Source organism: Hazenella coriacea (assembly GCF_004341825.1).
In the GTDB taxonomy this organism is placed as follows: Bacteria; Bacillota; Bacilli; order Thermoactinomycetales; family Thermoactinomycetaceae; genus Hazenella; species Hazenella coriacea.
Genome location: NZ_SMAG01000001.1, coordinates 154,306 through 180,950, shown reverse-complemented (window position 1 = coordinate 180,950; position 26,645 = coordinate 154,306). Strand labels below are relative to the sequence as shown.

The 26,645-nt window shown below is 41.3% G+C and carries 25 protein-coding genes; 20 read left to right on the top strand and 5 right to left on the bottom strand.

Features of this window, described 5'->3' with window-relative positions; translation table 11 throughout:
- The first annotated feature begins 217 nt into the window (after positions 1 to 217).
- The 13 genes from tig (at position 218) to EDD58_RS00795 (ending at position 13,994) form a co-directional block, all read left to right on the top strand.
- The gene (gene tig / locus EDD58_RS00855) at positions 218 to 1,510 is read left to right on the top strand and encodes a trigger factor (RefSeq protein ID WP_131922952.1); all 1,293 of its coding nucleotides are present in this window, start codon (positions 218 to 220) and stop codon (positions 1,508 to 1,510) included.
- An 85-nt stretch (positions 1,511 to 1,595) separates the two neighbouring features.
- Positions 1,596 to 2,192, top strand: coding sequence for an ATP-dependent Clp endopeptidase proteolytic subunit ClpP (clpP, locus tag EDD58_RS00850; protein ID WP_131922951.1), 597 nt, complete (start codon positions 1,596 to 1,598; stop codon positions 2,190 to 2,192).
- Positions 2,193 to 2,197: 5 nt separating this feature from the next.
- Positions 2,198 to 3,463 (top strand): ATP-dependent protease ATP-binding subunit ClpX, encoded by a 1,266-nt coding sequence (gene clpX, locus EDD58_RS00845; protein WP_131922950.1) that lies wholly within the window; start codon positions 2,198 to 2,200, stop codon positions 3,461 to 3,463.
- A gap of 160 nt (positions 3,464 to 3,623) precedes the next feature.
- Positions 3,624 to 4,757 (top strand): lipid II:glycine glycyltransferase FemX, encoded by a 1,134-nt coding sequence (locus EDD58_RS00840; RefSeq protein ID WP_131922949.1) that lies wholly within the window; start codon positions 3,624 to 3,626, stop codon positions 4,755 to 4,757.
- Between the two features lie 91 nt (positions 4,758 to 4,848).
- A complete protein-coding gene (gene lonB / locus EDD58_RS00835; RefSeq protein ID WP_131922948.1) occupies positions 4,849 to 6,528 on the top strand; it encodes an ATP-dependent protease LonB in 1,680 nt (559 codons plus the stop codon).
- Positions 6,529 to 6,696: 168 nt separating this feature from the next.
- Positions 6,697 to 9,039 (top strand): endopeptidase La, encoded by a 2,343-nt coding sequence (gene lon / locus EDD58_RS00830; RefSeq protein WP_131922947.1) that lies wholly within the window; start codon positions 6,697 to 6,699, stop codon positions 9,037 to 9,039.
- Positions 9,020 to 9,631, top strand: a complete 612-nt coding sequence (gene yihA / locus EDD58_RS00825; protein WP_131922946.1) for a ribosome biogenesis GTP-binding protein YihA/YsxC — start codon at positions 9,020 to 9,022, stop codon at positions 9,629 to 9,631. Before lon ends, yihA begins: the two co-directional genes overlap by 20 nt.
- 26 nt (positions 9,632 to 9,657) lie before the next feature.
- Complete coding sequence (locus EDD58_RS00820) at positions 9,658 to 10,761, top strand: D-alanine--D-alanine ligase (RefSeq protein ID WP_131922945.1); 1,104 nt, start codon at positions 9,658 to 9,660, stop codon at positions 10,759 to 10,761.
- 128 nt (positions 10,762 to 10,889) lie between these two features.
- Entirely contained in the window at positions 10,890 to 11,147 is a 258-nt protein-coding gene (locus tag EDD58_RS00815; RefSeq protein ID WP_131922944.1) for a hypothetical protein, read from the top strand.
- A complete protein-coding gene (locus EDD58_RS00810) occupies positions 11,140 to 11,652 on the top strand; it encodes a hypothetical protein (RefSeq protein WP_131922943.1) in 513 nt (170 codons plus the stop codon). The genes EDD58_RS00815 and EDD58_RS00810 overlap by 8 nt, the downstream gene beginning before the upstream one ends.
- Positions 11,653 to 11,669: 17 nt before the next feature.
- Entirely contained in the window at positions 11,670 to 11,954 is a 285-nt protein-coding gene (locus EDD58_RS00805) for a hypothetical protein (RefSeq protein WP_131922942.1), read from the top strand.
- 251 nt (positions 11,955 to 12,205) lie between these two features.
- On the top strand, positions 12,206 to 13,084 hold the full coding sequence (locus tag EDD58_RS00800; protein WP_165875727.1) for an ABC transporter permease subunit: 879 nt from the start codon (positions 12,206 to 12,208) through the stop codon (positions 13,082 to 13,084).
- Complete coding sequence (locus EDD58_RS00795; protein WP_131922940.1) at positions 13,077 to 13,994, top strand: ABC transporter permease; 918 nt, start codon at positions 13,077 to 13,079, stop codon at positions 13,992 to 13,994. Before EDD58_RS00800 ends, EDD58_RS00795 begins: the two co-directional genes overlap by 8 nt.
- Before the next feature lie 114 nt (positions 13,995 to 14,108).
- Here the strand turns inward: EDD58_RS00795 and map are convergent, their stop codons facing one another.
- From map to EDD58_RS00770, 5 genes are all read right to left on the bottom strand, one after another.
- On the bottom strand, positions 14,109 to 14,855 hold the full coding sequence (map, locus tag EDD58_RS00790; protein WP_131922939.1) for a type I methionyl aminopeptidase: 747 nt from the start codon (positions 14,853 to 14,855) through the stop codon (positions 14,109 to 14,111).
- A gap of 111 nt (positions 14,856 to 14,966) precedes the next feature.
- Entirely contained in the window at positions 14,967 to 15,440 is a 474-nt protein-coding gene (locus EDD58_RS00785) for a hypothetical protein (protein WP_131922938.1), read from the bottom strand.
- Positions 15,441 to 15,814: 374 nt separating this feature from the next.
- On the bottom strand, positions 15,815 to 16,630 hold the full coding sequence (locus EDD58_RS00780; protein ID WP_243648599.1) for an ABC transporter permease: 816 nt from the start codon (positions 16,628 to 16,630) through the stop codon (positions 15,815 to 15,817).
- Positions 16,627 to 17,397: an ABC transporter ATP-binding protein gene (locus tag EDD58_RS00775; protein WP_243648598.1), complete on the bottom strand. Its 771-nt coding sequence runs from the start codon at positions 17,395 to 17,397 to the stop codon at positions 16,627 to 16,629. The genes EDD58_RS00780 and EDD58_RS00775 overlap by 4 nt, the downstream gene beginning before the upstream one ends.
- A 161-nt stretch (positions 17,398 to 17,558) precedes the next feature.
- Entirely contained in the window at positions 17,559 to 18,572 is a 1,014-nt protein-coding gene (locus tag EDD58_RS00770; protein ID WP_243648597.1) for an ABC transporter substrate-binding protein, read from the bottom strand.
- 511 nt (positions 18,573 to 19,083) lie between these two features.
- Here EDD58_RS00770 and hemA point away from each other — a divergent pair.
- Genes hemA through ahbA form a run of 7 tightly spaced genes read left to right on the top strand, consistent with a single transcriptional unit; the run spans position 19,084 to position 26,459 of the window.
- A complete protein-coding gene (gene hemA, locus EDD58_RS00765; RefSeq protein ID WP_131922936.1) occupies positions 19,084 to 20,442 on the top strand; it encodes a glutamyl-tRNA reductase in 1,359 nt (452 codons plus the stop codon).
- 15 nt (positions 20,443 to 20,457) lie between these two features.
- Complete coding sequence (locus EDD58_RS00760; protein WP_131922935.1) at positions 20,458 to 21,273, top strand: cytochrome C assembly family protein; 816 nt, start codon at positions 20,458 to 20,460, stop codon at positions 21,271 to 21,273.
- Between the two features lie 20 nt (positions 21,274 to 21,293).
- Positions 21,294 to 21,941, top strand: a complete 648-nt coding sequence (locus EDD58_RS00755; protein WP_131922934.1) for a precorrin-2 dehydrogenase/sirohydrochlorin ferrochelatase family protein — start codon at positions 21,294 to 21,296, stop codon at positions 21,939 to 21,941.
- 13 nt (positions 21,942 to 21,954) lie between these two features.
- The gene (hemC, locus tag EDD58_RS00750; RefSeq protein WP_131922933.1) at positions 21,955 to 22,881 is read left to right on the top strand and encodes a hydroxymethylbilane synthase; all 927 of its coding nucleotides are present in this window, start codon (positions 21,955 to 21,957) and stop codon (positions 22,879 to 22,881) included.
- Entirely contained in the window at positions 22,878 to 24,401 is a 1,524-nt protein-coding gene (cobA, locus tag EDD58_RS00745) for a uroporphyrinogen-III C-methyltransferase (RefSeq protein ID WP_131922932.1), read from the top strand. Before hemC ends, cobA begins: the two co-directional genes overlap by 4 nt.
- A gap of 20 nt (positions 24,402 to 24,421) precedes the next feature.
- On the top strand, positions 24,422 to 25,399 hold the full coding sequence (gene hemB, locus EDD58_RS00740) for a porphobilinogen synthase (protein WP_131922931.1): 978 nt from the start codon (positions 24,422 to 24,424) through the stop codon (positions 25,397 to 25,399).
- A 1-nt stretch (position 25,400) separates the two neighbouring features.
- On the top strand, positions 25,401 to 26,459 hold the full coding sequence (gene ahbA, locus EDD58_RS00735; RefSeq protein WP_131922930.1) for a siroheme decarboxylase subunit alpha: 1,059 nt from the start codon (positions 25,401 to 25,403) through the stop codon (positions 26,457 to 26,459).
- Positions 26,460 to 26,645: the final 186 nt, after the last annotated feature.

Here is a 26,645-nt window from a genome sequence, read left to right as displayed (position 1 = left end):
TGGGATGAATCCATGGCATGCTATGGGCATGAAGCTATGGGGAAAATCACCTCACAACGTTTATGCAAGGTGGGGTTTTTTGACTTTATAGGTGCTTTCAACCACATCTGCTGTTTATTGCAATGTTGACACCCTGTGTTATAATGTAGTGGTTGTAATAAGCGCGGTATTTATAGGATTCATCTTCCATATGACGAGTTTGCAGGAGGTAACATAGATGAAGGCAAGTTGGGAGAAAACAGAAAAAAATGTAGGTGTACTTACGGTTGAAGCAGATGAGCAAGCCGTAGCAAGTGCTCTTGATCAAGCATTCAAAAAAGTAGTAAAAAAGGTAAGTGTACCTGGTTTCCGTAAAGGAAAAGTACCACGTTCTCTTTTTGAACAACGCTTTGGGGTAGAAGCTCTTTATCAAGATGCTGTCGATATTTTATTGCCAGAAGCGTATACGAAAGGGATTGAAGAGACTGGAATTGAGCCTGTCGATCAACCTGAGATCGAGATTGAACAGATCGAAAAAGGAAAATCCTTCATCTTTAAAGCAACAGTTACTGTTAAACCAGAAGTTGTTCTTGGAGATTACAAAGGATTAGAAGTACCAGAGAAAGATTTTTCTGTTAAAGAAGAAGCTGTCAATGAAGAATTAGATCGTATGCACAAACAACAAGGACAATGGAGCGCAGTTGAAGAGGGTGCAGTTGAGAATGACGACCGCGTGACCATTGACTTTGAAGGTTTTGTGAATGGAGAAACCTTTGAAGGCGGAAAAGCAGAAAAATATACTTTAGAAGTAGGTTCTGGTTCTTTCATCCCAGGCTTTGAAGATCAGTTGATCGGGCTTAAAGCTGGCGAAGAGAAAGATGTAGAGGTTACCTTCCCAGAAGAGTATCACGCAGAAAATTTAGCAGGTCAGCCTGCTACTTTCAAAGTGAAACTCCATGAAATTAAACGTCTTGAACTTCCTAAGTTGGATGATGATTTTGCTCAAGACGTGAGTGAGTTCGACACCTTAGATGAATTAAAACAAGACATCAAGAAGAAACTAGAAGAGCGTGCGAAAAACGATCAAGAAAGTTATGTACGGAATCAATTAGTTGAAATCGCTGCTAACAATGCAGAAATAGAGATTCCGGAAGTGATGATCAACAATGAAGCACACAACATGGTTCATCAGTTTGAAGATCAACTTCGAATGCAAGGAATGAATCTTGAGCTGTATGCACAGTTAACTGGGCAAGATCATGATGCTCTTCAAGATCAGTTTAAAGATGACGCCGAAAAACGTGTACGTGCGAACCTAGTTCTTGCAGCAATTGCCAAAGCGGAAAACGTAGAGGTAACTGCAGAAGAGATCGATGGAGAAATCAAAGAAATGGCTGAGCAAATGAATCGGGACGAAGCTGAGATCCGTCGCATTCTAGAAGCTCAAAATGCATTTGATTCTGTAAAGGAACAATTGATTGTCAAGAAAACAATCGATCTACTTGTATTGAGCAGTAAAAATGCGGCATAATGGATATAGGGAGATATAAAACGAGGCACGTGGATCACGTGCCTTCTTTTTAAAATTTTGCTAACTCCGAAACGAGGTGTTTCCTATGCCTTTAGTGCCAATGGTTGTGGAGCAGTCTAACCGTGGAGAGCGCGCCTATGACATATACTCCCGACTGTTAAAAGACCGGATTATCTTTATCGGAACTCCGATTGATGATCATGTAGCTAACTTAGTCGTTGCTCAGCTACTTTTTTTAGCAGCCGAAGACCCTGAAAAGGATATCCATTTGTACATAAACTCTCCTGGCGGTTCAGTAACTGCAGGGATGGCGATTTTTGATACTATGAACTTTATACAACCAGCCGTTTCCACCATGTGTATGGGTTTGGCTGCAAGTATGGGGGCTTTCCTACTCGCTGCCGGTGAGAAAGGAAAGAGATATGCTTTACCTAACAGTGAAGTGATGATTCATCAACCACTAGGAGGAGCACGTGGGCAAGCTTCAGACATAAAGATTCATGCGGATTGGATCTTACGAACCCGTCAACAAATCAACAAAATCCTTGCTGAGCGCACAGGACAACCGATTGAGAAAATCTCCCGAGACACGGATCGTGATTATTTCATGAGTGCGGATGAAGCCAAGACATATGGTCTTGTCGATGAGGTCATCACCCGTCCAGACCTAAGAAAGGGGTGATCTAGATGTTCAAGTTTAATGAAGAAAAGGGACAGCTAAAATGCTCTTTTTGTGGGAAATCTCAAGATCAAGTTCGTAAGCTTGTGGCTGGTCCAGGAGTATACATTTGTGATGAATGTATCGAACTGTGCAATGAGATTGTGGAAGAAGAGCTAGGCAGTGAAGAGGAAATCGATCTCAAAAATCTGCCGAAACCACAGGAGATCTGCGATATTCTTGACCAGTATGTCATCGGTCAGGAACAGGCAAAGAAATCTCTCTCTGTTGCTGTTTATAACCATTACAAACGAATCAATACTTCGCAAAAGACGGATGATGTCGAGTTGCAAAAGAGTAATATCCTGATGGTCGGACCTACCGGTTCAGGTAAAACCTTACTTGCACAGACATTGGCTAAAATCCTCAATGTACCTTTTGCGATTGCGGATGCCACTTCTCTGACAGAAGCAGGGTATGTGGGTGAGGATGTTGAAAACATTCTGCTAAAATTGATTCAAGCAGCTGATTACGATGTAGAAAAAGCGGAGCGCGGCATTATCTACATCGATGAAATTGATAAAGTGGCTCGTAAATCAGAAAATCCTTCGATTACTCGGGATGTTTCAGGTGAAGGGGTTCAACAGGCTTTACTCAAGATCTTAGAAGGTACTGTAGCGAGTGTGCCTCCTCAAGGAGGAAGAAAGCACCCACATCAAGAGTTCATCCAAATTGATACGGGCAATATTCTGTTTATTTGTGGTGGAGCTTTTGATGGCTTAGAACCAATTATTAAACGCCGGATTGGTAAAAAAGTGATTGGTTTTGGAATGGATACACAGAGTGTCACGATGAAGCCAGGTGAATACTTGAAGCTAGTTCTGCCTGAGGACTTGCTGAAGTTTGGTTTGATTCCTGAGTTTGTAGGACGTTTACCTGTGATTTCTACCTTAGAGCCTTTAGATGAAGATGCATTGATCCAGATCTTAACGGAACCCAAAAATGCACTTGTGAAACAGTACAGTAAATTGCTTGAGATGGACAATGTTGAATTGCAATTTGAGAAAGAAGCTTTAGAAGCGATCGCTGCCGAAGCAATCAAACGGAAAACAGGTGCTCGTGGATTGCGTGCGATCATCGAAACAATCATGTTGGATGTGATGTTTGATCTTCCATCCCGTGATGATGTGATTCAATGTACTGTTACAGAAGACACCGTCTTACACAATCTTGCACCTAAATTAACCACTCGTGAAGGTCAAGTCATCACTCCAAAGAAAGAAGAAAGTGCATAAGAAAGTGATGGAAAAGCATCTATCTAAACGGTGGGTGCTTTTTTCATGTCTTTGTAAATATATTTTGTGATAGAATGAAATAGTTCAAGGACGGACCCAAAGCAGTTCTACCATGTAGGACTGCTTTTTAGATAACAGCAAGACTGGGAGTGCATGGGGAATGTTAACAGTTACGTTGGTTGAACGAGATCATTATTTGAATTTTGTGGAGACCCACCCGTATAGGAACTTTATGCAATATCCTTCTTGGTCTGACTTGAAAGCCGAGTGGAAATGGCTAAGTGAATTTGTGGGTTGGTTTAACAGTCAAGGAGTGATGGTAGGGGGAGCTGTCATTCTTTACCGAAAGGTTCCAGGTTTAAATAAGTATTTAGCATACATACCGAGAGGTCCAATCATTGATTGGTTTGCGCAAATCCCTTTAAAGGAATGGTTTTATCCTTTATTTAATCATCTGAAACAAAGACATGTGTTTAGTGTGAAAATGGATCCGCCCTTGGTACACCAGACTTGGTCTATGGAAACGATCATCAACAGTTTACAAGGAATTCCAGCAGATGAATTGCGGAATATGCGCTTACATCGCCTGAAACCGGACCGAGTTGATCAGAATGTAAATCAAGTCAAACAGGGATTAGCCGAGATGGGATGGAAAGAGAATGTGGGACAAGATAGTTTCGATACTGTCCAACCGCAATATGTATTCCGTTTGAACATGAAAAATAAAACATTAGATGAAGTGTATAACGACTTTCATCCATTGTGGCAGCAAAAGATTCAACAAGCTGAACAAAATCATGTCACCATTAAGGTAGGGACAGAACAAGATCTTCCTAATTTCCACCATCTTCTAACACTGAATGCCCGACGTGAACAAAGCCAAGTCCGAGATATATCTTATTTTAAACGAATGTTTGAAGCACTGACTAGCGAAAGTCCAGACCGAGTTCGTCTTTATATGGCTTCAAGAGGAAACCATTTATTATGTGCGGCTTTAGCTATACATGTAAATGGACAAACTTGGGATTTATACAGTGCTCGCAGTGACTATGAGGATGACTCATCAGTCTATTTAATGCGTTGGAAAATGATTCAAGATAGCTATAACCAAGGGGATCGGGTCTACGATTTCCGTGGGATTAGTAATACTTTAAATGCAAGCGATCCTTTGTTTGGATATCTTCAGTTTCGAATGGGATTTGGTGGAGATGCGTGTGAACTGATGGGAGAATGGGATTTTCCTGTGATTCCCATGCTTCACTGGGCTTTTGATATGTACATGAAACGCCGGTAACTTTTAATGGATGAGTATCCCTTTTCATTGACGGTCATACTACAGTTAGAAAGAACCTTCATGAGCGATCGAAGGGAAGGGAGTCACCGTCATGAATTGGACTGTTTTTCTTATGTTTTTACAAGTTTTTTTCTCCATTATCATAGGTCTTTATTTTTGGAACCTGCTTCGTAATCAACAAACAAATAAAAGTGCAGTGGATAAAGAAGCAAAGAAAGAATTGGATAAGTTGGCGAAAATGAGGCGGATTTCTCTGACGGAGCCTCTTGCTGAAAAAACTCGTCCTTCCAAAATTGAAGAAATCATTGGGCAAAGGGAAGGAGTTCGAGCCTTACGCGCATCTTTATGTGGACCTAATCCGCAACATGTGATTATTTATGGACCACCAGGCGTTGGAAAAACGGCCGCGGCAAGGGTTATATTGGAAGAGGCAAAGAAAAATCCTTCATCGCCATTTAATCACCAGTCTAAATTTATCGAGATTGATGCCACAACTGCACGGTTTGATGAGCGAGGCATTGCAGATCCTCTGATCGGCTCTGTACATGATCCAATTTATCAAGGTGCTGGAGCCATGGGAATGGCTGGAATCCCACAGCCTAAACCTGGAGCTGTGACCAAAGCCCATGGAGGAATATTATTCATCGATGAAATTGGGGAGTTACATCCTGTACAGATGAATAAACTATTGAAGGTATTAGAAGACCGTAAAGTATTCTTGGAAAGTGCCTATTATAGTTCTGAAGATGTTCAGACACCAGGTCATATTCACGATATCTTTCAGAATGGTTTACCCGCAGATTTTCGTTTGATTGGAGCAACGACTCGTACACCTGAAGAGATTCCACCTGCAATCCGTTCGCGTTGTATGGAAATCTTTTTCCGCCCACTACTTACTAATGAAATAGAAAAAATTGCAACTCAAGCCCTTCAGCGTGTTCAGTTTGGTTATGAAACTGAAGCGATCGAAGTCATTCAGCGATTTGCCATGAATGGAAGAGATGCTGTCAACATTGTCCAGACTTCCATCGGACTAGCTATGACTGAGGAAAGACAAAAGATCAATGCGGCTGATGTGGAATGGGTTGTGCATAGTAGTCAGTTGAGTCCAAGACCTGACAAAAAAATGCCTGAAAGATCACAGGTGGGATTAGCATCAGGACTTGCGGTATATGGTCCTAATTTGGGAACAGTCCTTGAGATCGAAGTTTCTGCAACACCTTCTACCACTCCAGGGAAAGGGAGTATTCAAGTTACAGGGGTGGTAGAAGAAGAAGAGATGGGTGGAAGACAACGAACCATACGAAGGAAAAGTATGGCACGTGGCTCCTTAGAAAATGTACTTACTGTTCTTCGACAAACCGATGTAAAGCCTGAGGATTATCACCTTCATATTAATTTTCCTGGAGGGATTCCTTTGGATGGTCCATCAGCAGGGATTACGATGGCGGTGGCTATTTATTCGGCGATTAAAGAAATTCCTATCGACCATCGAATGGCAATGACAGGAGAATTAAGCATCCATGGTCATGTAAAGCCTGTTGGTGGGGTGATTGCTAAAGTGGAGGCAGCTAAACAAGCAGGTGCCACACAAGTGATCATACCTAAAGAGAATATGCAAGCTATTTTTCAAACCATGGAAGAAATCGAAGTGATTCCAGTCGATGATATTCAAGAAGTGTTAGACTTAGCACTAGTTAAAGAAGAGACAGAAGAAGAGCTATTACCATCCGTATCCTCGGTTTGGTCCACTTCTTCTGCACCGATCTAATTGGAAAAGGTTTTGGTGGGTCTATAGGTCCAACATCGGTATTCCACCTAATTTTTTGGGGATACCGATGTTGGTATGTCATAGACAAAAGGAAACGAATAAGATAAAATCGTACAAAGTTAAAGCCAACAACCAGTTCCTTTTAGAGACAGCAACGGAGGTGCATGTATGGCTGTAAAAGAAGAGGAACGTAAATTGCCTTTACTTCCTTTACGAGGACTTCTCGTTTTTCCAACCATGGTACTACATTTAGATGTGGGACGGGAGCGATCAGTTCAGGCACTCGAAAAGGCAATGATCGATGAAAACCTTATTTTATTGGCAACTCAGCGAGAAGTTCATATTGAAGAGCCAACGGTTGATGATATCTACACTGTAGGGACAATTGCGAAAGTTCGACAAATGCTAAAGCTGCCTAACGGAACCATCCGTGTACTGGTTGAAGGTGTTAAACGAGCTCGAATTTTAGAATTTATCGATACAGAAGAATATTATCAAGTACAAATTGAAGAGTTGGATGATCATGATCATGTAGGTCTAGATACAGATGCTTTGATGAGATCTGTGTTGGATCACTTTGAACAATATCTACGACTATCTAAAAAATTGTCCGCAGAAACTTACTCAGCGGTATCTGATATTGAGGAACCGGGTCGTTTGGCGGATGTGATTACCTCTCATTTACACTTGAAAATCGCTGATAAACAAGCGGTTCTAGAAACGTTAGATGTGCGTGAACGGTTAGAGAAGTTGTTAACTATTTTAAATAATGAAAGAGAAGTATTGGAACTTGAAAAAAGAATTAGCTCACGTGTTAAAAAGCAAATGGAAAAAACGCAGAAGGAGTATTATCTTCGCGAGCAAATGAAAGCTATTCAGCGTGAGCTGGGCGATAAAGAGGGTCGAACGGGTGAAGTTGAAGAGCTTCGTGAAGAGTTAGAGGAATTAAGTGCTCCTGAATCGGTCAAAGAAAGAGTGGAAAAGGAAATTGACCGCCTCGAAAAAATTCCGACTAGTTCAGCGGAAGGCGGAGTTGTTCGCACATATATCGAGTGGTTACTTGAGTTACCATGGGAAACCATCACAGAAGATGACCTTAGTTTAGAAAAAGCAGAACAAGTTCTAGATGAGGATCACTATGGTTTGGAAAAAGCAAAGGAACGGGTACTTGAATATTTAGCTGTTCAACAAATGGTGAAAAAATTAAAAGGTCCCATCCTTTGTTTAGTGGGACCTCCAGGAGTAGGAAAAACATCATTAGGTCGTTCCATTGCACGAGCACTCAATCGTAAATTTGTCCGGATTTCCCTAGGGGGAGTGCGTGATGAAGCGGAGATCCGTGGTCATCGTCGGACTTATGTTGGAGCGATGCCAGGACGGATCATTCAAGGAATGAAAACAGCAGGGTCGGCCAACCCAGTATTTTTATTGGACGAAATTGACAAGATGGCCATGGATTTTCGAGGGGACCCTGCTTCGGCATTGTTAGAAGTGCTCGATCCTAATCAAAATACAACATTTAGCGATCATTATATTGAAATTCCATATGATCTTTCCAAAGTGATGTTTATCACGACAGCTAACACGATTCATACAATTCCTAGACCACTACTAGATCGAATGGAAGTTCTTCATATCTCTGGTTATACAGAATTGGAAAAAGAAAAAATTGCAAAAAACTACCTCATCCCCAAACAATTAGAAGAGCATGGGCTAACCAAAGAAAACATGCAGATTAATACAGAAGCCCTCTTTAAGCTGATTCGTAACTATACACGTGAAGCAGGTGTCCGAACGTTAGAACGTACGATCGGAACCCTATGTCGGAAAGCAGCACGTAATATCGTTTCAGGTAAAAAGAAAAAAGTTGTTGTGACTGTGAAAAATCTGGAGCAGTATTTAGGTCCAGAAAAATTCCGCTATGGAATGGCAGAAGAAACCGACCAGGTTGGAGTTGTGACAGGTCTAGCGTGGACAGCTGCAGGTGGAGATACAATGTCCATCGAAGTTTCATTATTTCCGGGAAAAGGGAAATTGACTTTGACGGGGCAGTTAGGCGATGTCATGAAAGAGTCTGCTCAAGCTGCATTTAGTTATATCCGGTCACGGGCTGATGACCTGAACATTGACCCTGAATTCCATGAAAAAAATGATATCCATATTCACGTGCCAGAGGGAGCGATTCCTAAAGATGGTCCTTCAGCTGGGATTACCATAGCAACTGCACTCGTTTCTGCTTTAACGGGTATTCCTGTTTCTCGTCATGTAGCGATGACAGGCGAAATTACCTTACGAGGTCGAGTCTTGCCGATTGGTGGATTAAAAGAAAAATCATTAAGTGCTCATCGGGCTGGAATCAAGCATGTGATCTTACCAAGTGAAAATGAAAAAGATCTTGAGGAGATTCCAAAAAGTGTACGAAAAGATCTCACTTTTACTCCCGTGAGCCATTTGGATGAGGTGCTAAAATTGGCACTAGTGAGGGATCCTTATGATCATAAAGAAAGCTGAGTTCGTTATAAGTGCAGTAAAACCTACACAATATCCTGAAGAAGCCCTGCCGGAGTTTGCTCTGGCTGGGCGTTCTAACGTGGGGAAATCTTCTTTAATCAACACATTGATTCGACGTAAAAATTTGGCTCGCACTAGTTCAAAACCGGGGAAAACGCAAACGATTAATTTTTATCGGATCAATGATGTACTTTGTTTTGCGGATGTTCCGGGCTATGGGTTTGCTAAGGTTCCAAAAAGTGTACGTAATGCCTGGGGAAAAATGATGGAAACCTATTTGAAAAATAGAGAGCATCTAAAGGCTGTTATTCAAATCGTTGATCTTCGTCATCCTCCCACCGTAGACGATCAAAATATGTATCAATTTCTGAAACATTATGGGATTCCTGTGATCGTTGTTGCTACTAAGGCGGATAAAATTTCCAAAGGGAAGTGGCAACAACATCTTAAAGTGACTCGCAATGAATTAAATTTACATACAGGTGATCCATTAATTCTGTTTTCATCAGAAACTTCATATGGTAAAGATGAATTATGGAAAGAAATTGAACAACGCTTGGATGAGAATTCCACAGAAACAGTGAGTGACTAAAAGAAAACAGAGGAGGATGGGAGTGGATGAGTAAGAGATTACGTGTGGCTGTATTATTTGGAGGAAAATCAGGCGAACATGATGTTTCCCTATCATCGGCAGCTTCAGTGATTAAATCCATGGATTTGGATCGATATGAAGTGATTCCAATTGGGATCACTAGAGATGGTTTGTGGAAAATAGGTCAAGAATCCTTACCGATGATCGCTGCAAATCTAGATCAAAGTAAAAGGGAACAACTACAAAGCCAATTGCCTGTGTTGTCTGATTCTCATGATCTAGGTCATCCTTCAATCATGAAACCGAGTGAGATTGATGTCGTCTTTCCAGTACTTCATGGAACATTTGGAGAGGATGGAACCATTCAAGGATTTTTAGAAATTGCTAATCTTCCTTATGTGGGAGCAGGTGTCTTGGCTTCTGCGGTGGGGATGGATAAAGTGATGACTAAAAAAATCTTTGAACAAGCAGGATTACCCCAAGGTAGATATGTGTACTTTTTGAAATCGGAGTGGAACAAGGACGCCTCGCAAATTCTGCAACAGATTGAAGGCTCATTTGGATATCCATGTTTTGTTAAACCGGCTAATTTGGGATCAAGCGTAGGGATTTCCAAAGCATCGACACAAGAGGAATTGGTTGAAGCGATCGATTTCGCAGCTCAATATGATCGTAAAATTCTCGTAGAAGAGTTTATCCCTGCTCATGAGATTGAAGTAGCGGTTTTAGGTAATGATGAGCCACAAGCTTCTCAACCTGGTGAAATTGTATCTTCCAATGATTTTTACGATTATAAAGCAAAATACATTGATGGAAAATCAGAGATGAGGATCCCAGCAGAGCTGCCAGAGGAAACCAAGGAAAAAGTCCGTCAGATGGCCGTTCAAGCTTATAAAGCGATCGATGGTTCAGGTTTATCGCGGGTAGACTTTTTTATCCGTAAAGATAATGGTGAAATCCTGATCAATGAAATTAATACCATGCCTGGCTTTACGCCTTTTAGTATGTACGCAAAACTCTGGGAGCATTCGGGTATTTCATACCCTGAATTAGTGAGCAAGTTGATTCAACTAGCCTTGGATCGATTTAAAGAAAAAAATGAATTGATTACTACACACGAAATTAAGTAATCCCGTCTTTCATAAAATCGAATCACTTCGGTGATTCGATTTTTTATTTTCCCTGTATTAAAATGATTATATATTTTCTTTAAAATATAATGAGCTTGTGAATAGGGGTAGGAGACTTCACGAACGAGGTGTTTAAGAATGAAGCGCATAATGTAACCCCTTATCTGAAAACAAATATTCATCAGATTAGTTCGATGATGGTGGCAAATTTATTTATAGTCGAGACGCTTTTCAATTCTCCTGGAGTGGTCTGGATTTATGAAAATTTTTATGGTGATTTTTTACTGATTAATGTTTTGTGGATCTTTGTGATCATTTATGGATTCAATGTCTTGAGTTTGCGTTTGTTGATTGTTGCATGTGAAAGGGTGTTTGCCCATGAATAAAGAAAAAATGTTTAATTGGCCGTTGTGGATCGGAGGAATATTGACGAGTTGTTTTATCATATTGGCGATCATTGGTCCATGGATCGCTCCCTATGAGATTACATATGAAAAGATTTTGGATCATCCGCCAATGGGAGAATGGAAGGTAGCTCCCGCCCCTCCCTCAGAAGAGCATTGGTTGGGGCGAGATCGGCTTGGACGCGATATTCTCTCTTTACTATTACATGGTTTAAAATATACGGTATTCATTACTTTGCTAGTCGCTTTTGTTCGGTTGCTATTTGGATTTAGCATTGGTTTATATCAAGGGATCAATGGGAAGCCTGTGGGGTGGCGCTTCTCGCTCGGTTATTTGGGAGCGATTCCTCAGATTATTCTCTTGTACGTGATTCTCCTCCCTTTTAAATATGGAGAACTACCCATTTGGCAAGCAGTTCTTATACAAGTAATCATTATGGCTCTTTTTGGAATTCCAGCGGTTAGTGGAGCTGTGCACCAGCGTTAAAAGAAGATCTCATTATCATGTTTGTGGTTGAAATGATTCTGGTGCTTAATTTGATCGGACAGTTAAGTGTGCTTGATATTTTTTTGGGTGGTACAGAGGTTCGTGGTTATAGTGAATATTTATCAAAGACTTTTGAATGGTTAGGTTTGATTGGACAAGATCGGGCTTATATTCTCGTTTATCCGTGGCTGATGGTGATTTTAGTAGGATGTTATTTGCTTCTTCTCCTATCCTTTTATCTACTTTCAAAAGGATTAGAAAAAAAGTATCAACATCAATATAATAAATATCCTTATCTTTGATCTCGGGATTGTTGTTGGCGATCCTAAGCATAGGAGACAAGTGAGTTTTAGATAGATGAACTACGATCTGGTCGAATCACTAAAGAGGTTCGATTTTTTTTACTATAAATATAGAAAACAAAGTTAATAAGTAATAGAATTAGTTGTATAATTTTCTTTTTTTAGAGGTGAAAGAAATCGGAATTGACTGAACTTTGGAATTTGAGGATATTTTATGTGGGATTTGAGAGTGTGATGGGGGTGTTGGTTAGGTGAAATGGCTTTTGCAGACTATGTTGTTAGTCAGTTTTGTTTTTCTTGTGGCTCAATTACCTCAGTGGATTCCTTTTTTTATGAAGCTCAATGAAGGGATGACGATCTTACATCTGGTAAAAGACTGGCTGCATTTTATTCAAAGTTATCTGATAGGATTATTTTCAGGAGAAAGTTTGACCTATCATAGAGAAATTTATGGAGAAAAAGTTGAAGGTTATTCTTGGTTGACAGATGGTGTTTCATATTTTTTATTCTCACTGATTAGTTTAGTGGGGACAGGATTGTTAGCTGTGTTTAGTGGAATGTTAACCGGGATGTGGATCGCTCGTAAACAAGGTTGGATGAAAAGTGTGCTAGAGTTTACTTCGGTCGTGCCTGACTTTTTGGCCGTTATTTTGCTTCAACTACTAGTGATCTGGATCCTAGAAATGACCGATGTGCTGGTGGCTGAGGTATATACGACAGATCAGGATACAGCCATTTTGCTTCCTTTGATTATTTTATTTTATCTGCCTTTCGCCTATGTGACCCGCATAGTTTCCAAGCAAACCTATCAGGAGTTAACCGAAGACTATATTTTAACCGCGAAAGCGAAAGGATTGAGTCGTTGGTCGATTTATACAGACCATGTTTTTCGTAATGTTTCCCCTTATCTCAAAACGAATATTCATCAAATCAGTTCGATTATGATCGCCAACTTATTTATCGTGGAAACGTTATTTAATTCCCCAGGAATCATTTGGATTTATCACAATTATGCTGGTGAATTTGAACTAATTAATCTTTTGTGGATGCTCATCATCATTTATGGATTCAATGTCATCTGTTTGCGCCTGTTGATTACTGGGTGTGAAAGGGGGATTGCTCATGATTAAAGTAAAATCATTCAATCTACCTTTGTGGATCGGAGGAGTATTAACTAGCATTTTTATCGTACTAGCCATCATCGGTCCCTGGATTGCTCCCTATACAATTACAGATGCAAAGATTTTGGAACTGTCACCTACTGGAGAACTGAAATTAACTCCAGCCCCTCCATCAGAAGAGCATTGGTTGGGACGGGATCGTCTCGGACGCGATATTTTCTCTTTACTGCTACATGGTTTGAAATATACGATATTTATTACTTTGCTAGTCGCTTTGATCCGATTGTTATTTGGCTTTTTCATTGGTCTCTATCAAGGAATGAATGGGAAAGAAGTCAGTCGGGGTTTATCCATCGGTTATTTAGGAGCGATTCCTCAGATTCTTCTTTTGTACATCATTCTCCTTCCTTTTATGGAGCCTGAACAACCCATTTGGATAGCTGTTTTGATTCAATGTATCGTGATGGCTCTATTTGGAATCCCTGCCATCAGTGCATCAGTACAAGAAAAGACTTTATTACTCAAAGAGCGTTTATCTGTTCTTGTGTCGCAAACGATGGGAGCCAGTCGGGGTTGGATCATTCGTAAGCATATCCTTCCAGCCCTAAAAGAAGATCTGATCATGATGTTTGTGTTTGAAATGATTCTGGTCCTTAATCTCATCGGACAGTTAAGTGTACTCCATATTTTTTTAGGTGGTACAAATGTTCGAGAAGATCAATTTGGAATCGAGTATTTATCGAAGACTTTTGAATGGTTAGGATTGATCGGACAGGATCAGAACTATATTGTCGTTTATCCATGGTTGATGGGCATTTTGGTAGGAAGTTATTTACTCCTTCTCTTATCCTTTTATTTGCTGTCTAAGGGATTAGAAAGGAAGTACAGACAGCAGTATAGCAAATACCCTTATATGTGATAAAGATTAGCTGTTAAAGGCAAGAATGGCAAAAGATCATATAAAAAAGTAGGTTTACCCATTGAAGTGGAAACCTACTTTTTTATATGGATACTCAATTTCTGATTGGAAGGATTACTGTTCAGTCAAAATGAGTGGTCCCTCATTCGTAATGGCAATGGTGTGTTCATATTGAGCAGACCATTGATTGTCTACCGTTTTTGCTGTCCATCCATCTGAGAGGACATGGACATGGTGACTACCTAGGTTGAGCATAGGCTCGATCGTGAGAACCATACCTTCTTTGAGTAAAGGTCCTTTTCCAGGTGGTCCGTAATGAGGAACTTCTGGTTGTTCATGAATCCGTTGTCCGATCCCATGCCCGATGAAGGGACGGACGACAGATAAACCGTTTGACTCTGCGTGTGTTTGGATCGCATGTGAGATATCGCCAATCCGATTACCAGGAATCGCTTGTTCAATCCCTTTGTACAAAGCTTGATGAGTGATTTGAAGAAGTTGCTCTACTTCTGGAGATACTTTCCCTACTGCATAAGACCATGCCGAATCCGCTAACCACCCATCGAGGTTCACAACCATGTCGATGGTAACAATATCTCCATCGTTTAAGGGTTTTTTTCTGGGGAAGCCATGGCAAACTTCTTCATTGATCGAAGCACAGGTCGCATAGGGGTAACCCAGATATCCTTTTTGCTCAGGGGACGCTCCATGTTGAGCTAGATATTGTTCCACCCATTGATCAATATCCCATGTGGTAACACCGGGTTGAATTCGTTTGGCTAGTTCACGATGACAAGCAGCGAGTAATGATCCCGCTACTTTCATTTTTTGAATTTCCTCTTTGGTTTTAATTAAACTCATTTTTTGATTCTCCAATACTTTTATGGTTGACCGTCTTGCTTAATCATGTGAATGTACCATGAGGAGTCGATATTTGTCCAAATGGGTTTGTATCGTCTCCCATTATAACAATTATTTTTTTAGGAGTAAGACGGTTCCTAGTGTGACAATAAAGATCGGCCAAATAGAATGGACCATCGATGTCATGGGTGCAAGTATAGGGATGTCAGTAATACCGGGCCAAGCAAAGAGTCCAGCTAGAAGAATCATGGCACCGATGAGGGCTGTCGATTTATTTTTACTAACTCCAAATTGTAACAAAAAGGCGATCCCAAGGATCACTACGATGAAGCTCCAGTGGTCAGGCCAACCATCGATCTCGTATTTAAGTCCCCAAATATAGAGTCCACATCCACCCATAATTGTACCCAAGAAAACAAGTTGAGGTTTTTTTCGAATAAATCCGAGAAATGTTAATAAGGCTCCACCTAAAAAAAGTAGAAAAGGCCAGCTAAGAAAAGAGGTTAATGGAGCCCACTCAAATTTAACAATCAAGAGGAGGAGTCCGAAAAGAACGAGAAGTAAACCTATCACTTTCGATTGCATGGGTTGGAGTCTCTCCTTACCATATTTTTTCTATTATCTTACCATACAGTCGATGAAGGTTGATAGATTTCCTATGAAAGCTGTTCTTTTCTCGGAATCCTTAACTTAACTTATATACTTTATTAGTGTGTCGAAATACCCACAGTTAGGAGTTGATCTTTCGCACGAAATGACTTTGTACCACACCTTAGTAGAACCTTTCGATGAAGGAAATGAGGAGGCAACTCTTCTCGGAGAGACTTCGATCCTTTTGCCTCCTCCCGGAGTCGAAGGGTGGAGCGAACTTTTTTATTCTTTGCAAGATACAAGCTCATGGAGAGGGGAAATCGAGCTTTGATACTTGATTAAACAACCTTATTGACACCACCGATATTTTATTGCTTTTGGAGCAGGTACTGTTCTAACCAAGAAATGAGTTGATACATGATCGTGGCAATTAGTGCGATGACAACTAGGCTTAACATAACTAAGTTAAGGTTGAAGACTTGAAACCCGTACATAATGAGATAGCCTAATCCCCCCTTAGAGACTAGAAATTCTCCAACAATCACTCCAACCCAAGCTAACCCTACATTTACTTTCAAAGAGGCGATCATATCAGGAATACAAGCGGGAAAAATAATCATACGGAAAATCTGGGATCGAGTTGCTCCTAAAGACCTGGCAACAATCAAATAGCTTTCATCAACATTTTGATAGCTGGTGTGAATCACCAAAGTTGTGATAATAATAGTGATTGCTACTGCCATCGCTAGAATCGAACCAAAACCTGCTCCAATGGTGACAATGAAAAAAGGTCCTAAGGCTACTTTGGGCATACTATTCAGAACGACTAGATAAGGATCCAGAATTCGCGAGAAAAATGGGGAAGACCAGATCAAAGTGGCGAGTCCAATCCCGCCAGCGGTTCCTAATAAGAAGCCAATGATTGTTTCACTGGCTGTTAGGAAGATATGACTGATAAGCTCTCCTGTTTGAGCAAGTTGAACCGCTTGTTGCCAAACAAGAGTTGGACTACTAAAGAGAAAAGGATCTACCCATCCTGTTTGAGTACTCCATTCCCATAAAGAAAGAAAAATGATCAGGATCGCTAAACGGATGGTCCAAACCAACCATTGGGTTCGTTTCAAGTGACGTAAATAAGCAACATAAGCAGGGCTGTGCGCTACTGTAGGTTTTAAGGGGTTCACTTTTTTTCCACCTCCCGCCATAAATCTTCAAATAGTGGGCGAAAGAACGGATGACCTCTCGTTTTCATAGGGGGACATTGGCGAATTTCATCAGGAACTTGGATTACTTGACGAACTTCACCGGGATGTCCTCCCAAGACTACAATCCGATCTCCTAAGGCAATCGCTTCTTCTAAATCATGAGTAACTAAGACCGTTGTTTTTTGGTGATTCTGTAAGACGAGTGTCAAAAGTTCTTCAAGATGTAATTTGTTTTGGATATCTAAGGCGGAAAAGGGTTCATCGAGGAGGAGGATTTCAGGTTGAATGGCGAGGGTTCGAACTAAGGCGACCCTTTGTCTCATTCCTCCCGATAACTGGGAAGGATATTGGTGGATTACATGACTCAGACCCATCTGGGTGAGTAATTGTTGAGCATGGAGAATTCGTTCTTCTGTTGCCTGACCTTGAATCTGTAAGCCCAAAATCATATTTTGTTTGACCGTTCTCCATTCAAGTAATCCATCCTTTTGTAGCATATATCCTGTCAAAGATGAAGGATGGGTGGTTTTTTTTCCATTTAGAAGAATTTCACCATAGGTAGGCTGTAGTAATCCTGCAATCAGGGATAAAAGAGTACTTTTTCCACAGCCACTGGTTCCTACAATGACTAAGAATTCCCCGGGCAATACTTGGAGAGAAATCGATTGTAGAGCTACCCTTTCTTCTTTTGGGGTCATAAAGGTATGGGTTAAGTTGTTTACTTCTATGGCATAAGGGGAAGCCACTGGTGATCACCCCTTTATTTTTAAATGAATTGGAAATCAAGCTGTTTAATCCCATGAACCTAGGAAGGGAGATGATTCTCTGACGAACGGCTTTCTTATAGGTTACGAGAGTGAGACAGAGAAACAGCGACCCAACGAGATAAAATGCTCATATAGAGTTTTTACTGACTTTCGCTCATGATCTCTGTAGAGATCTTTGTATCAATCAGTTGCGAAAAAGGAACTCTTTTAGGTAGTTCACCTGATTGTTGCATCACATTTAATAAATGGTTATATTCAGCTTCATCGATTTGTGGATGGGTTGCGTAGGAACCTTGCTTTTTGTATCGATCCATCACACGTGCGAGAATCTCTGGATCTGTATCAGGAAAGTGTTCTTTCATCACTAGGGTGATTTCTTCTGTGGAGTGAGTCTCAACCCATTGTTGTCCTTTGTAGATGGCGCGAGTAAAACGTTTGATAAGATCGGGATTTTGATCTAGGAAGCTCTTTTTGGTTAAATAACAAGTGTAGGGAACACGACCACTATCTGTCCCGAAGGAGGCGACGATATACCCTTTGCCTTCTTTTTCTAATTTAGAGGCGACAGGTTCAAATAGTTGAGCAAAGTCTCCTGTACCTGCGGCAAAGGCTGTACCCAGATTTTTAAACTCTACATTTTGAATAATGGTGACATCTTGATGAGGAATCACTCCGTTTTTTCTTTGTACATATTCACTCACCATTTCAGGCATTCCTCCACGGCGTTGGCCTAGTAAAGTCTTTCCTTTGAGCATACTCCAATCAAAAGAATCGATGGGTGTTCGAGAGACGAGAAAGGTTCCGTCAGTTTGGGTTAATTGAGCAAAGGCGACTGTGGACTGATTTTGGGAACGAGCAGTCACATATATTCCAGCTTCTACTCCAACTAAAACGATATCCGATTGTCCAGAGACGAGGGTTGTCATGGTTTTGTCTCCACCATCTCCATTGCTTAACTCGATTTCGATGCCTTCTTCGGCAAAAAATCCTTTACTTATCGCTACATATTGAGGGGCATAAAAGAGGGAGTGGGTCACTTCGACCAGTTTCACTTTGGTAAGTCCAGTCTGCGAGTTGCTCCCCATACAGGCTACTAAACTGAAGAAAAGGCATACTATGATTGACAACCGAAGCCAACGGAATTTCTTTTTCAAATTCAACCACCTCTTCTTATGTGGTCCCAACCACAGAATGGGTATAGAGTTTTGACAGTCAGTTGCGTTTTATAACTCGACTTGAGCAAAACAACTGGAATCAATTAGAAATTGGGTAGCTTGATTCAATGAACCTAGCTAGGAGGGGAGATATTTCTCTGACGAGCGACTTTTGCGTACACGCTATGAGAGTGAGATAGAGAAACAGCGACCCGATGGGATCTAGATCCATTTGTGACTAAAAATGCTCATGTAGAGTTATAAGTGAAAGGACTGGAAGGAATTGCTTTATGGTTTCCATGAATTACTTGATTAGGTTGAGTTAGAACTCTATTTATGCGAAAACGTCATAGTATATAACAACGGGGCTTCAAAATGTGTTCACAGGTGAAGCTTGGGATTAAAAGTGCCTGTGTTATAATGAGAAATGATTATTGACTAATATATGTACCAGATCAGCCTAAAAGTGGTTAATTAAACTGGCTAATCTGTAGTTCGGGGTGAAGTTCTTATGCATACTCTCATCGTTGGATTTAACCATAAAACGGCTCCAGTGGAACTTCGAGAAAAACTTTCTTTCTCTGATGACCGGCTTCAGATGGCCTTAAGAAGTCTCAGAGATATGAAGAGTATTCTTGAGTGTGTCATTGTGAGCACTTGTAATCGGATGGAGCTTTATGTGGTATGTGACCAACTGCATACAGGTGAATATTACTCTAAATCTTTTTTAGAGAGTTGGTTCCGTATTCCGAGAGAGGAATTCGTTGATCATTTGTATATTAAACAGAACCAAGAGGCTGTTGACCATCTCTTTCATGTGGTATGTGGCTTAGATTCGTTGGTTCTTGGGGAAACCCAGATTTTAGGACAAGTAAAAACAGCCTTTTTAACCGCACAATCGACGGGGACAACAGGAACTTTGTTTAACATGTTGTTCAAACAAGCTGTAACATTAGGTAAACGCGTACATGCTGAAACGGAGATTGGTCAAAATGCGGTTTCCGTTAGTTATGCGGCTGTAGAGTTAGGCAAAAAAATGTTTGACACGTTTGCAGATAAAACGATTTTGTTGATCGGTGCTGGAAAGATGAGTGAGCTTACAGCCAAACATTTCTACTCTACAGGTGCGACTCGAGTGCTTGTGGTCAATCGGACGCTAGAAAAAGCTGAAGAGATGGCGAAAAAGTTTCATGGTGAAGCTCGTTCATGGGATCAATTGATTCCATCTTTGGCGGAAGCGGATATTGTAGTGAGTTCCACAGGTGCATCTCGAGCAGTTTTAACAAAAGAGATGGTAGAGATTGCGATTCAACAACGTCGCTCTCCAATCTTTATGATGGATATAGCGGTTCCAAGGGATATTGATCCAGGTGTTCATGAGCTAGATCAAGTATTCCTGTATGATATTGATGATTTACAGGGGATTGTTGACGCCAATATGAGTTTGCGTGAGCAAGAGGCTGAAAAAGTACGAGCTTGGATTGTGAATGAGACGAAGCAATTCCAAGATTGGTTACAAACATTGGGTGTGGTTCCATTGATTTCTGCTTTGCGCGAGAAAGCGATTTCAATTCAAGAGGAAACGATGGCTCGAATTGAGCGTAAGTTGCCTGAACTGAGTGAACAAGAAAAACGTGTGCTTCGTAAACACACCAAAAGCATTGTGAATCAGTTAATGCGTGATCCAATTGTTCGTATTAAAGAATTAGCTACTAGTTCCCAAAAAGAAGATGCCTTAGATATGTTTGTTTATATATTTGCTCTTGAGCAGCAGCTCAAAGAAAAAGAGCTTGAGAAAGAACGTAAAACTGCATCCGTAGAGCTCAAAACCTCAGCTTTTTTCGATCAAAAAGCTTTGATCCGCTCATAGTGAGGTGGAGCAACTGTGTTCGCTGAGCGATGGATCTACGACTTTACGATATATGTGTATGCTTTGAGCCTCCTTTTTGCGTGCTCTGATTTTTTACATGCAAGTAAACGAGCTCAACGCATTTCATATGGGTTACTCATGCTAGTCTGGCTTTTACAGACAACAGAATTTACTTTACGGGTGTTTGAGTTCTTCCCGATGGCGACTCGTTTTGACTCATTATTTATTTATTCGTGGATGTTGGTTAGTTTTACGCTCATTTTGAACAGATGCTCTCGGTTGATGATGTTCTCTTTAGTTGCTAATTTATTTAGCTTTACGGTACTTGCTATTCATTTCTTTTTTGCGAGGGATGTCTCACCTGTATTGGAGCAGTTGCTACTCTCTGAGTTGGTATTTATTCATATGACAATGGCTATTATGGCTTATGCTGCTTTTACGTTGGCAAGTATTTGTGCAGGACTTTATCTCATCACTACGTCTCTGTTAAAGAAACGCAAATGGAACCGTCTATTAAGACGATTGCCTAGTTTGGATCGACTTCAATTGATTCTGAAATGGTTAGTGATGTCAGGCACATTATTATTGTTAATCGCACTCATCTTGGGAGTTATTTATGCATATCAAACAGTTGGACACGATTTTTGGATGGATCTTAAGATTTTAGGATCATTAATGGTATTATTTGTTTATGGGTTTGTCCTTTATCGATCCATCATGAATAAGTGGTATGGTCGTCGCCTTGCTTGGTGGACGACTCTCTCTATTTTTGTTATCATCTGTAACTATTTGCTTTCTAAATCGAGTGTGTCGTTTCACCATTGGATCTAGAGAAGGAGTTATCGATTGAGATGAAACATTATTATCCAATGATGGTTGATCTATCGGCTCGCCGTTGTCTAGTGGTGGGTGGTGGAGTTGTCGCTGAGCGAAAAGTTCTTTCATTGGTAGAAGCAAAGGCGGATGTAATCGTCGTTAGCCCGCAAGTGACTTCTCGACTCGAACAGTTAGCTTTGGTTGGACAAATCCGGTGGATCTGCCGTCCTTATCAATCTGAAGATGGTCTAGACAGTTTCTTAGTCATTGCTGCTACTGACCGTCAAGAAGTGAATGTAGAAGTTCACCAGGATGCCAGTCAACGAAGGCAATGGATTAATGTCGTTGATCGCCCTGACTTGTGTAACTTTACCGTTCCCTCATCGGTGAAACGAGGGAAGTTACAGATCTCCATATCTACCAGTGGGGCAAGTCCTTCTCTAGCCAAAAAAATTCGACATGAACTAGAAGACGTGTATGGAGATGAATATCACCTCTATCTAGATTTAATGCAAGAGGTTCGGGAATGGATTCAACGTGAGGTACCCGATCACAAGCGACGAGCTCAATTGATGAAAGAGTTGGTATCCGATGAGTGGATCGAACGTTGTCGGACTCATCCGAATGAAGTAAGAATGATGATGTTTTATTGGATTGATCAACAAATATCAGTTCGTACGTAGAAAGGGGTTCATCATGAGACCTTTGGTAGTTGGAACTCGAAAAAGTGAATTAGCTATGACACAGACCAAATGGGTGGTGAACCAGCTTAGAGAGGCACATCCAGATCTTCAAGTGAGCCTAGAAAAGATCGTAACCAAGGGAGATCGGATCTTAAATGTCACCTTATCCAAGGTTGGAGGCAAGGGGCTATTCGTGAAGGAGATTGAACAAGCCCTATTGGACAAACGGATCGATTTTGCTGTGCACAGTATGAAGGATATGCCTGGAGAAATGCCAGAAGGTCTTGTGATTGGTGCGATTCCTCCTCGTGAAAATCCGCATGACTGTCTCTTGACTCGGAAGGGTTGTACCTTACGTGATCTACCTGAAGGGTCACTAGTGGGGACCAGTAGCTTACGCCGTCAAGCCCAATTGTTGGCGATCCGTCCAGACTTACGTGTGGAACCTGTTCGAGGGAACCTTGGAACCCGTTTACAGAAGATGAAAGATGGAGAATTTGATGCGATCATTTTAGCAGCTGCTGGCTTGTCAAGAATGGATTGGAAAGAAGAGATTCATGATGAATTGTCAGCCGAGGAGATGCTACCAGCGGTAGGTCAAGGAGCGCTAGCGATTCAGTGTCGTGCTGACGATGAAGAGTTACTTGCGGCATTGCAAAGCATTCACGATGAAGAGACAGGTCGTGCCGTTCGTGCTGAACGTGCCTTCTTACAAACTTTCCAAGGTGGATGTCATCTTCCTGTGGCCGCATATGCGCAAGTGATCGGAGAGGATGTCCAGTTGACTGGGTTGGTGGGACAACCAGATGGTAAAAAAATCATCAAAGGCTCATTGACAGGTAAAGATGAGCAATCTGTCGGTCAACAACTGGCGGAACAATTAACAGAACAAGGAGCAGGACGTTTACTTGCAGCTGTGCGAGAGGGGTTAGTTGGATGAGCGGAATCGTTTATTTGATAGGAGCTGGGCCTGGGGATCCAGGGCTCATCACTGTGAAAGGTCTTGAAGCAATAAAAAAAGCAGATGTCATTGTTTATGATCGCTTAGCAAGTCCACAATTATTAAAATATGCTCAAGAGGATGCTGAGCGGATCTACGTAGGAAAATTGCCAGACCGTCACACTTTACAACAAGAAGAAATCAATGATCTACTCGTTGAAAAAGCAAAAGAAGGAAAAATAGTCACCCGTTTAAAAGGTGGAGATCCTTATATTTTTGGACGTGGTGGTGAAGAGGCTGAAAGATGTGTAGAAGAAGGGATTCCTTTTGAAGTTGTACCTGGAATTACTTCAGCGATTGCAGTACCTGCTTATGCGGGAATTCCTGTCACCCACCGTGACTTTAACTCATCGTTTTCAATCATCACAGGTCATGAACGTCCTGAGAAGACGGAATCATCCATTCGTTGGGATCGTTTAGCTACGGCGACCGAGACGCTTATTTTCTTGATGGGTGTCAGTAATCTACCTTTTATTGTGGAGCAATTGACCCAACATGGTCGAGCTGCAGACACTCCTGTTGCTCTTGTTCGTTGGGGAACCCGAGTAGAACAACAAGCTTTGGTTGGAACATTGGCCGATATTGTGCAAAAAGTGGAGGAGAACCGTTTTCGATCTCCAGCTATTATTATTGTAGGTGAAGTCGTCAAACTGAGAGAAAAATTATCTTGGTTTGAAAAGAAACCGTTGTTTGGTAAGCGGATTTTGGTGACCCGGGCACGGAGTCAAAGTAGTGTTTTATCTGAAAAGATACAGGAATTAGGTGGTGAAGCACTTGAATTCCCTGTGATTCGGATCACACCACCTAAAGAACAAGAGAAGTTTGATGAAGCTCTCCAGCAATTACCTAAGTACGATTGGGTTGTCTTTACTAGTGCAAACGGTGTCAAACACTTTTTTAAGCGCTTAAATGAGTTGAAAGTCGATATTCGTCAGATGTCTAAGGCACGGATCGCAGCGATAGGTCCTAAAACTGCTGAAGTTTTAATGGATAAAGGGCTACTCGTAGAAGTATTACCTGAAGAATACAAGGCAGAAGCATTGGTGGAAAGTCTCAGACCATTTGTTAAGCCTGGGGAAGAGATCTTACTACCTCGTGCCGATCTTGCGAGAAAAATATTAGCGGTTGAACTAGAACAGATTGGCTGTCATGTGACTGACGTGGATGCATACGATACACGGATCGAGACTGGAGATGCAACCGAGGTTGTGGATCTATTAGAAAAAGGAGCCATTCAAGTGGTCACATTTACGAGTTCCTCAACTGTTCGCAATTTCGTAGAGGCGATTCGTACTGTTCGTGAAGATGTACAGGCTCTCCTCAGCCATTCACAAATCGTATGTATTGGACCCATTACAGCCCAAACGGCGAAAGAGCTGGGTTTACAAATAGATGCTGTTGCAGAAACTTATACAATAGATGGACTGGTAGATGCGATTCAGCAACTACCTGCGAAGTAAGGTAGGGAGGTTTCAACAAGATGTCATCATTTATTCGTCATCGTCGTTTACGATCCAATGACTCCATCCGCCGGATGGTAAGAGAACACCAAGTTCAAGTGGATGATTTAATTTATCCTCTCTTTGTTGTGGAAGGGGAGAATGTGAAAAATGAAATCCCTTCCATGCCTGGTGTTTATCATTTCTCTCTTGATCGGTTAAATGAAGAAATCGATGAAGTCGTTGAACTGGGAATTCCTTCGATTATCGTGTTTGGTGTTCCTGCAGAGAAAGATGAATGTGGATCTCAAGCAGATCATGATCATGGAATTGTTCAAAAAGCGATTCGCCAAATAAAAGAAAATCATCCATCTCTCTATGTGATTGCAGATACCTGTCTGTGCCAATTCACCTCTCATGGTCATTGTGGGATTGTAGAAAATGGAGAGATTTTAAATGATCCATCCTTAGAACGTCTGGCTTCAACAGCCATTGCACAAGCCCAAGCGGGTGCGGATATGATTGCTCCCTCCAATATGATGGATGGGTTTGTCTATGCGATTCGCCAAGGTCTGGATGAAGCAGGTTTTGAACACATTCCAATTCTTTCATATGCGGTCAAATATGCATCTGCTTTTTATGGACCTTTCCGTGATGCAGCTCATTCCACTCCGCAATTTGGAGATCGCCGTTCCTACCAAATGGACCCTGCGAACGCCAGAGAAGCTATACGGGAAGCAGCTTCTGACGTAGCAGAAGGGGCAGATCTTCTAATGGTCAAACCAGGACTTGCTTACTTGGATGTTATTTACCGAGTACGAGAGCGTTTTGATCTGCCGATTGTGGCTTATCATGTAAGTGGTGAATACTCCATGGTAAAAGCAGCCGCTCTCAATGACTGGGTGGACGAAGAGAAAGTTGTAATGGAAACAATGATCGGTTTTAAACGAGCAGGTGCCGATTTGATCTTAACCTATTATGCAAAAGAGATTGCCAAGTGGCTACAAGGAGGAAAATAGGATGGGAAAGATGACGATTGAAGAGCTAGATCAAGAGCTGTTAAACCTCTTACAAGCGGGTCTTGAGTTTGTTCCACGTCCATTTCTTACGATCGCTGAAAAGTTGGGAGTGGATGAAGAAACAGTTCTTCAGCGTGTCCAAGAACTTAAAAAAGATAAAATTCGTCAGATTTCCGCTATTTTTGATACTCGCACGCTAGGCTACAAATCAAGCTTGGTAGCAGCAAAAATTCCTGCGGACCGGTTGGATGAAGCGGCTCAAATTATTAACCAACATCCAGGTGTTACTCACAACTACAAACGTAACCATGACTTTAATCTGTGGTTTACCATTGCTGTTCCTCCTAATAGTAAGCTGGGTCTAGAAAAGACGGTTGAGCTTTTAGGTGAACTGGCAGAAGTAGAAGTGATTCGGCTGATGCCAACCTTAAAGTTGTTTAAAATTGGTGTTCAATTGGATATGACTGGTAAAGAAGATGGAACGAAAGCGAAAGCAAAACCTACTTACAATGAAGAAGATCGAAAAAATGCAGATAAAGATATCACTGACTTTGATATTCAAGTGATTCGTGAGTTACAAAAAGATCTACCGATTGTGTCACGTCCTTTTGATTCTTGGGCTGACGACTTAGGAATCACGACAGAAGAACTGCTAGAGGCTGGACGTAAGATGATCGAGCGAAAACAAATGCGTCGCTTCTCAGCTGTACTGAATCATCGTAAAGCAGGGTTCCGTTTTAATGGAATGGGAGTTTGGGCTGTCCCTAAAGATCAAGCAGATGATACCGGACAGTTGATGGGTTCCTTTAAAGCTGTGAGTCACTGTTACTTAAGACCTACTTATCCGGACTGGCCATACAATATTTTTACCATGGTACATGGTCGCTCTATGGAAGAATGTGAAAATATTCTTCAGGCGATTGAAGATGAAACAGGAGTAACTGAGCGAATCACTCTCTATTCCACAAAGGAATATAAGAAAACTCGTGTCTCCTATTTCACTCCAGAAATGGATGTATGGGAAGATAAGATTATGAAAGAACGAGGCATGAATGTCTAAAAACCTCAGCTGACAGTGAGGTTGTGAAAGCTGGAAATGGATTTGCGAGCCAATTGGGTAAAGTTATAACTAGTTATGGGACAGGCCTTTGTGATGGGTGTTGGGCAGGGTGGACCACCCACATTTGTCATCACGATGCCGTTCACTAAAGAACCGCCGACCCCATACGGCGGTTTCTTTTCGATC

Coding starts and splice junctions, on each gene's coding strand:
- EDD58_RS00805 (WP_131922942.1), top strand. CDS start 11,670: ATGTTTGTGGTTGAAATGATTCTGGTGCTTAATTTGATCGGACAGTTA.
- hemB (WP_131922931.1), top strand. CDS start 24,422: ATGTCATCATTTATTCGTCATCGTCGTTTACGATCCAATGACTCCATC.
- tig (WP_131922952.1), top strand. CDS start 218: ATGAAGGCAAGTTGGGAGAAAACAGAAAAAAATGTAGGTGTACTTACG.
- hemC (WP_131922933.1), top strand. CDS start 21,955: ATGAGACCTTTGGTAGTTGGAACTCGAAAAAGTGAATTAGCTATGACA.
- EDD58_RS00840 (WP_131922949.1), top strand. CDS start 3,624: ATGTTAACAGTTACGTTGGTTGAACGAGATCATTATTTGAATTTTGTG.
- cobA (WP_131922932.1), top strand. CDS start 22,878: ATGAGCGGAATCGTTTATTTGATAGGAGCTGGGCCTGGGGATCCAGGG.
- EDD58_RS00755 (WP_131922934.1), top strand. CDS start 21,294: ATGAAACATTATTATCCAATGATGGTTGATCTATCGGCTCGCCGTTGT.
- map (WP_131922939.1), bottom strand. CDS start 14,855: ATGAGTTTAATTAAAACCAAAGAGGAAATTCAAAAAATGAAAGTAGCG.
- hemA (WP_131922936.1), top strand. CDS start 19,084: ATGCATACTCTCATCGTTGGATTTAACCATAAAACGGCTCCAGTGGAA.
- lon (WP_131922947.1), top strand. CDS start 6,697: ATGGCTGTAAAAGAAGAGGAACGTAAATTGCCTTTACTTCCTTTACGA.
- yihA (WP_131922946.1), top strand. CDS start 9,020: ATGATCATAAAGAAAGCTGAGTTCGTTATAAGTGCAGTAAAACCTACA.
- lonB (WP_131922948.1), top strand. CDS start 4,849: ATGAATTGGACTGTTTTTCTTATGTTTTTACAAGTTTTTTTCTCCATT.
- EDD58_RS00810 (WP_131922943.1), top strand. CDS start 11,140: ATGAATAAAGAAAAAATGTTTAATTGGCCGTTGTGGATCGGAGGAATA.
- EDD58_RS00820 (WP_131922945.1), top strand. CDS start 9,658: ATGAGTAAGAGATTACGTGTGGCTGTATTATTTGGAGGAAAATCAGGC.
- EDD58_RS00785 (WP_131922938.1), bottom strand. CDS start 15,440: ATGCAATCGAAAGTGATAGGTTTACTTCTCGTTCTTTTCGGACTCCTC.
- EDD58_RS00795 (WP_131922940.1), top strand. CDS start 13,077: ATGATTAAAGTAAAATCATTCAATCTACCTTTGTGGATCGGAGGAGTA.
- clpX (WP_131922950.1), top strand. CDS start 2,198: ATGTTCAAGTTTAATGAAGAAAAGGGACAGCTAAAATGCTCTTTTTGT.
- clpP (WP_131922951.1), top strand. CDS start 1,596: ATGCCTTTAGTGCCAATGGTTGTGGAGCAGTCTAACCGTGGAGAGCGC.
- ahbA (WP_131922930.1), top strand. CDS start 25,401: ATGGGAAAGATGACGATTGAAGAGCTAGATCAAGAGCTGTTAAACCTC.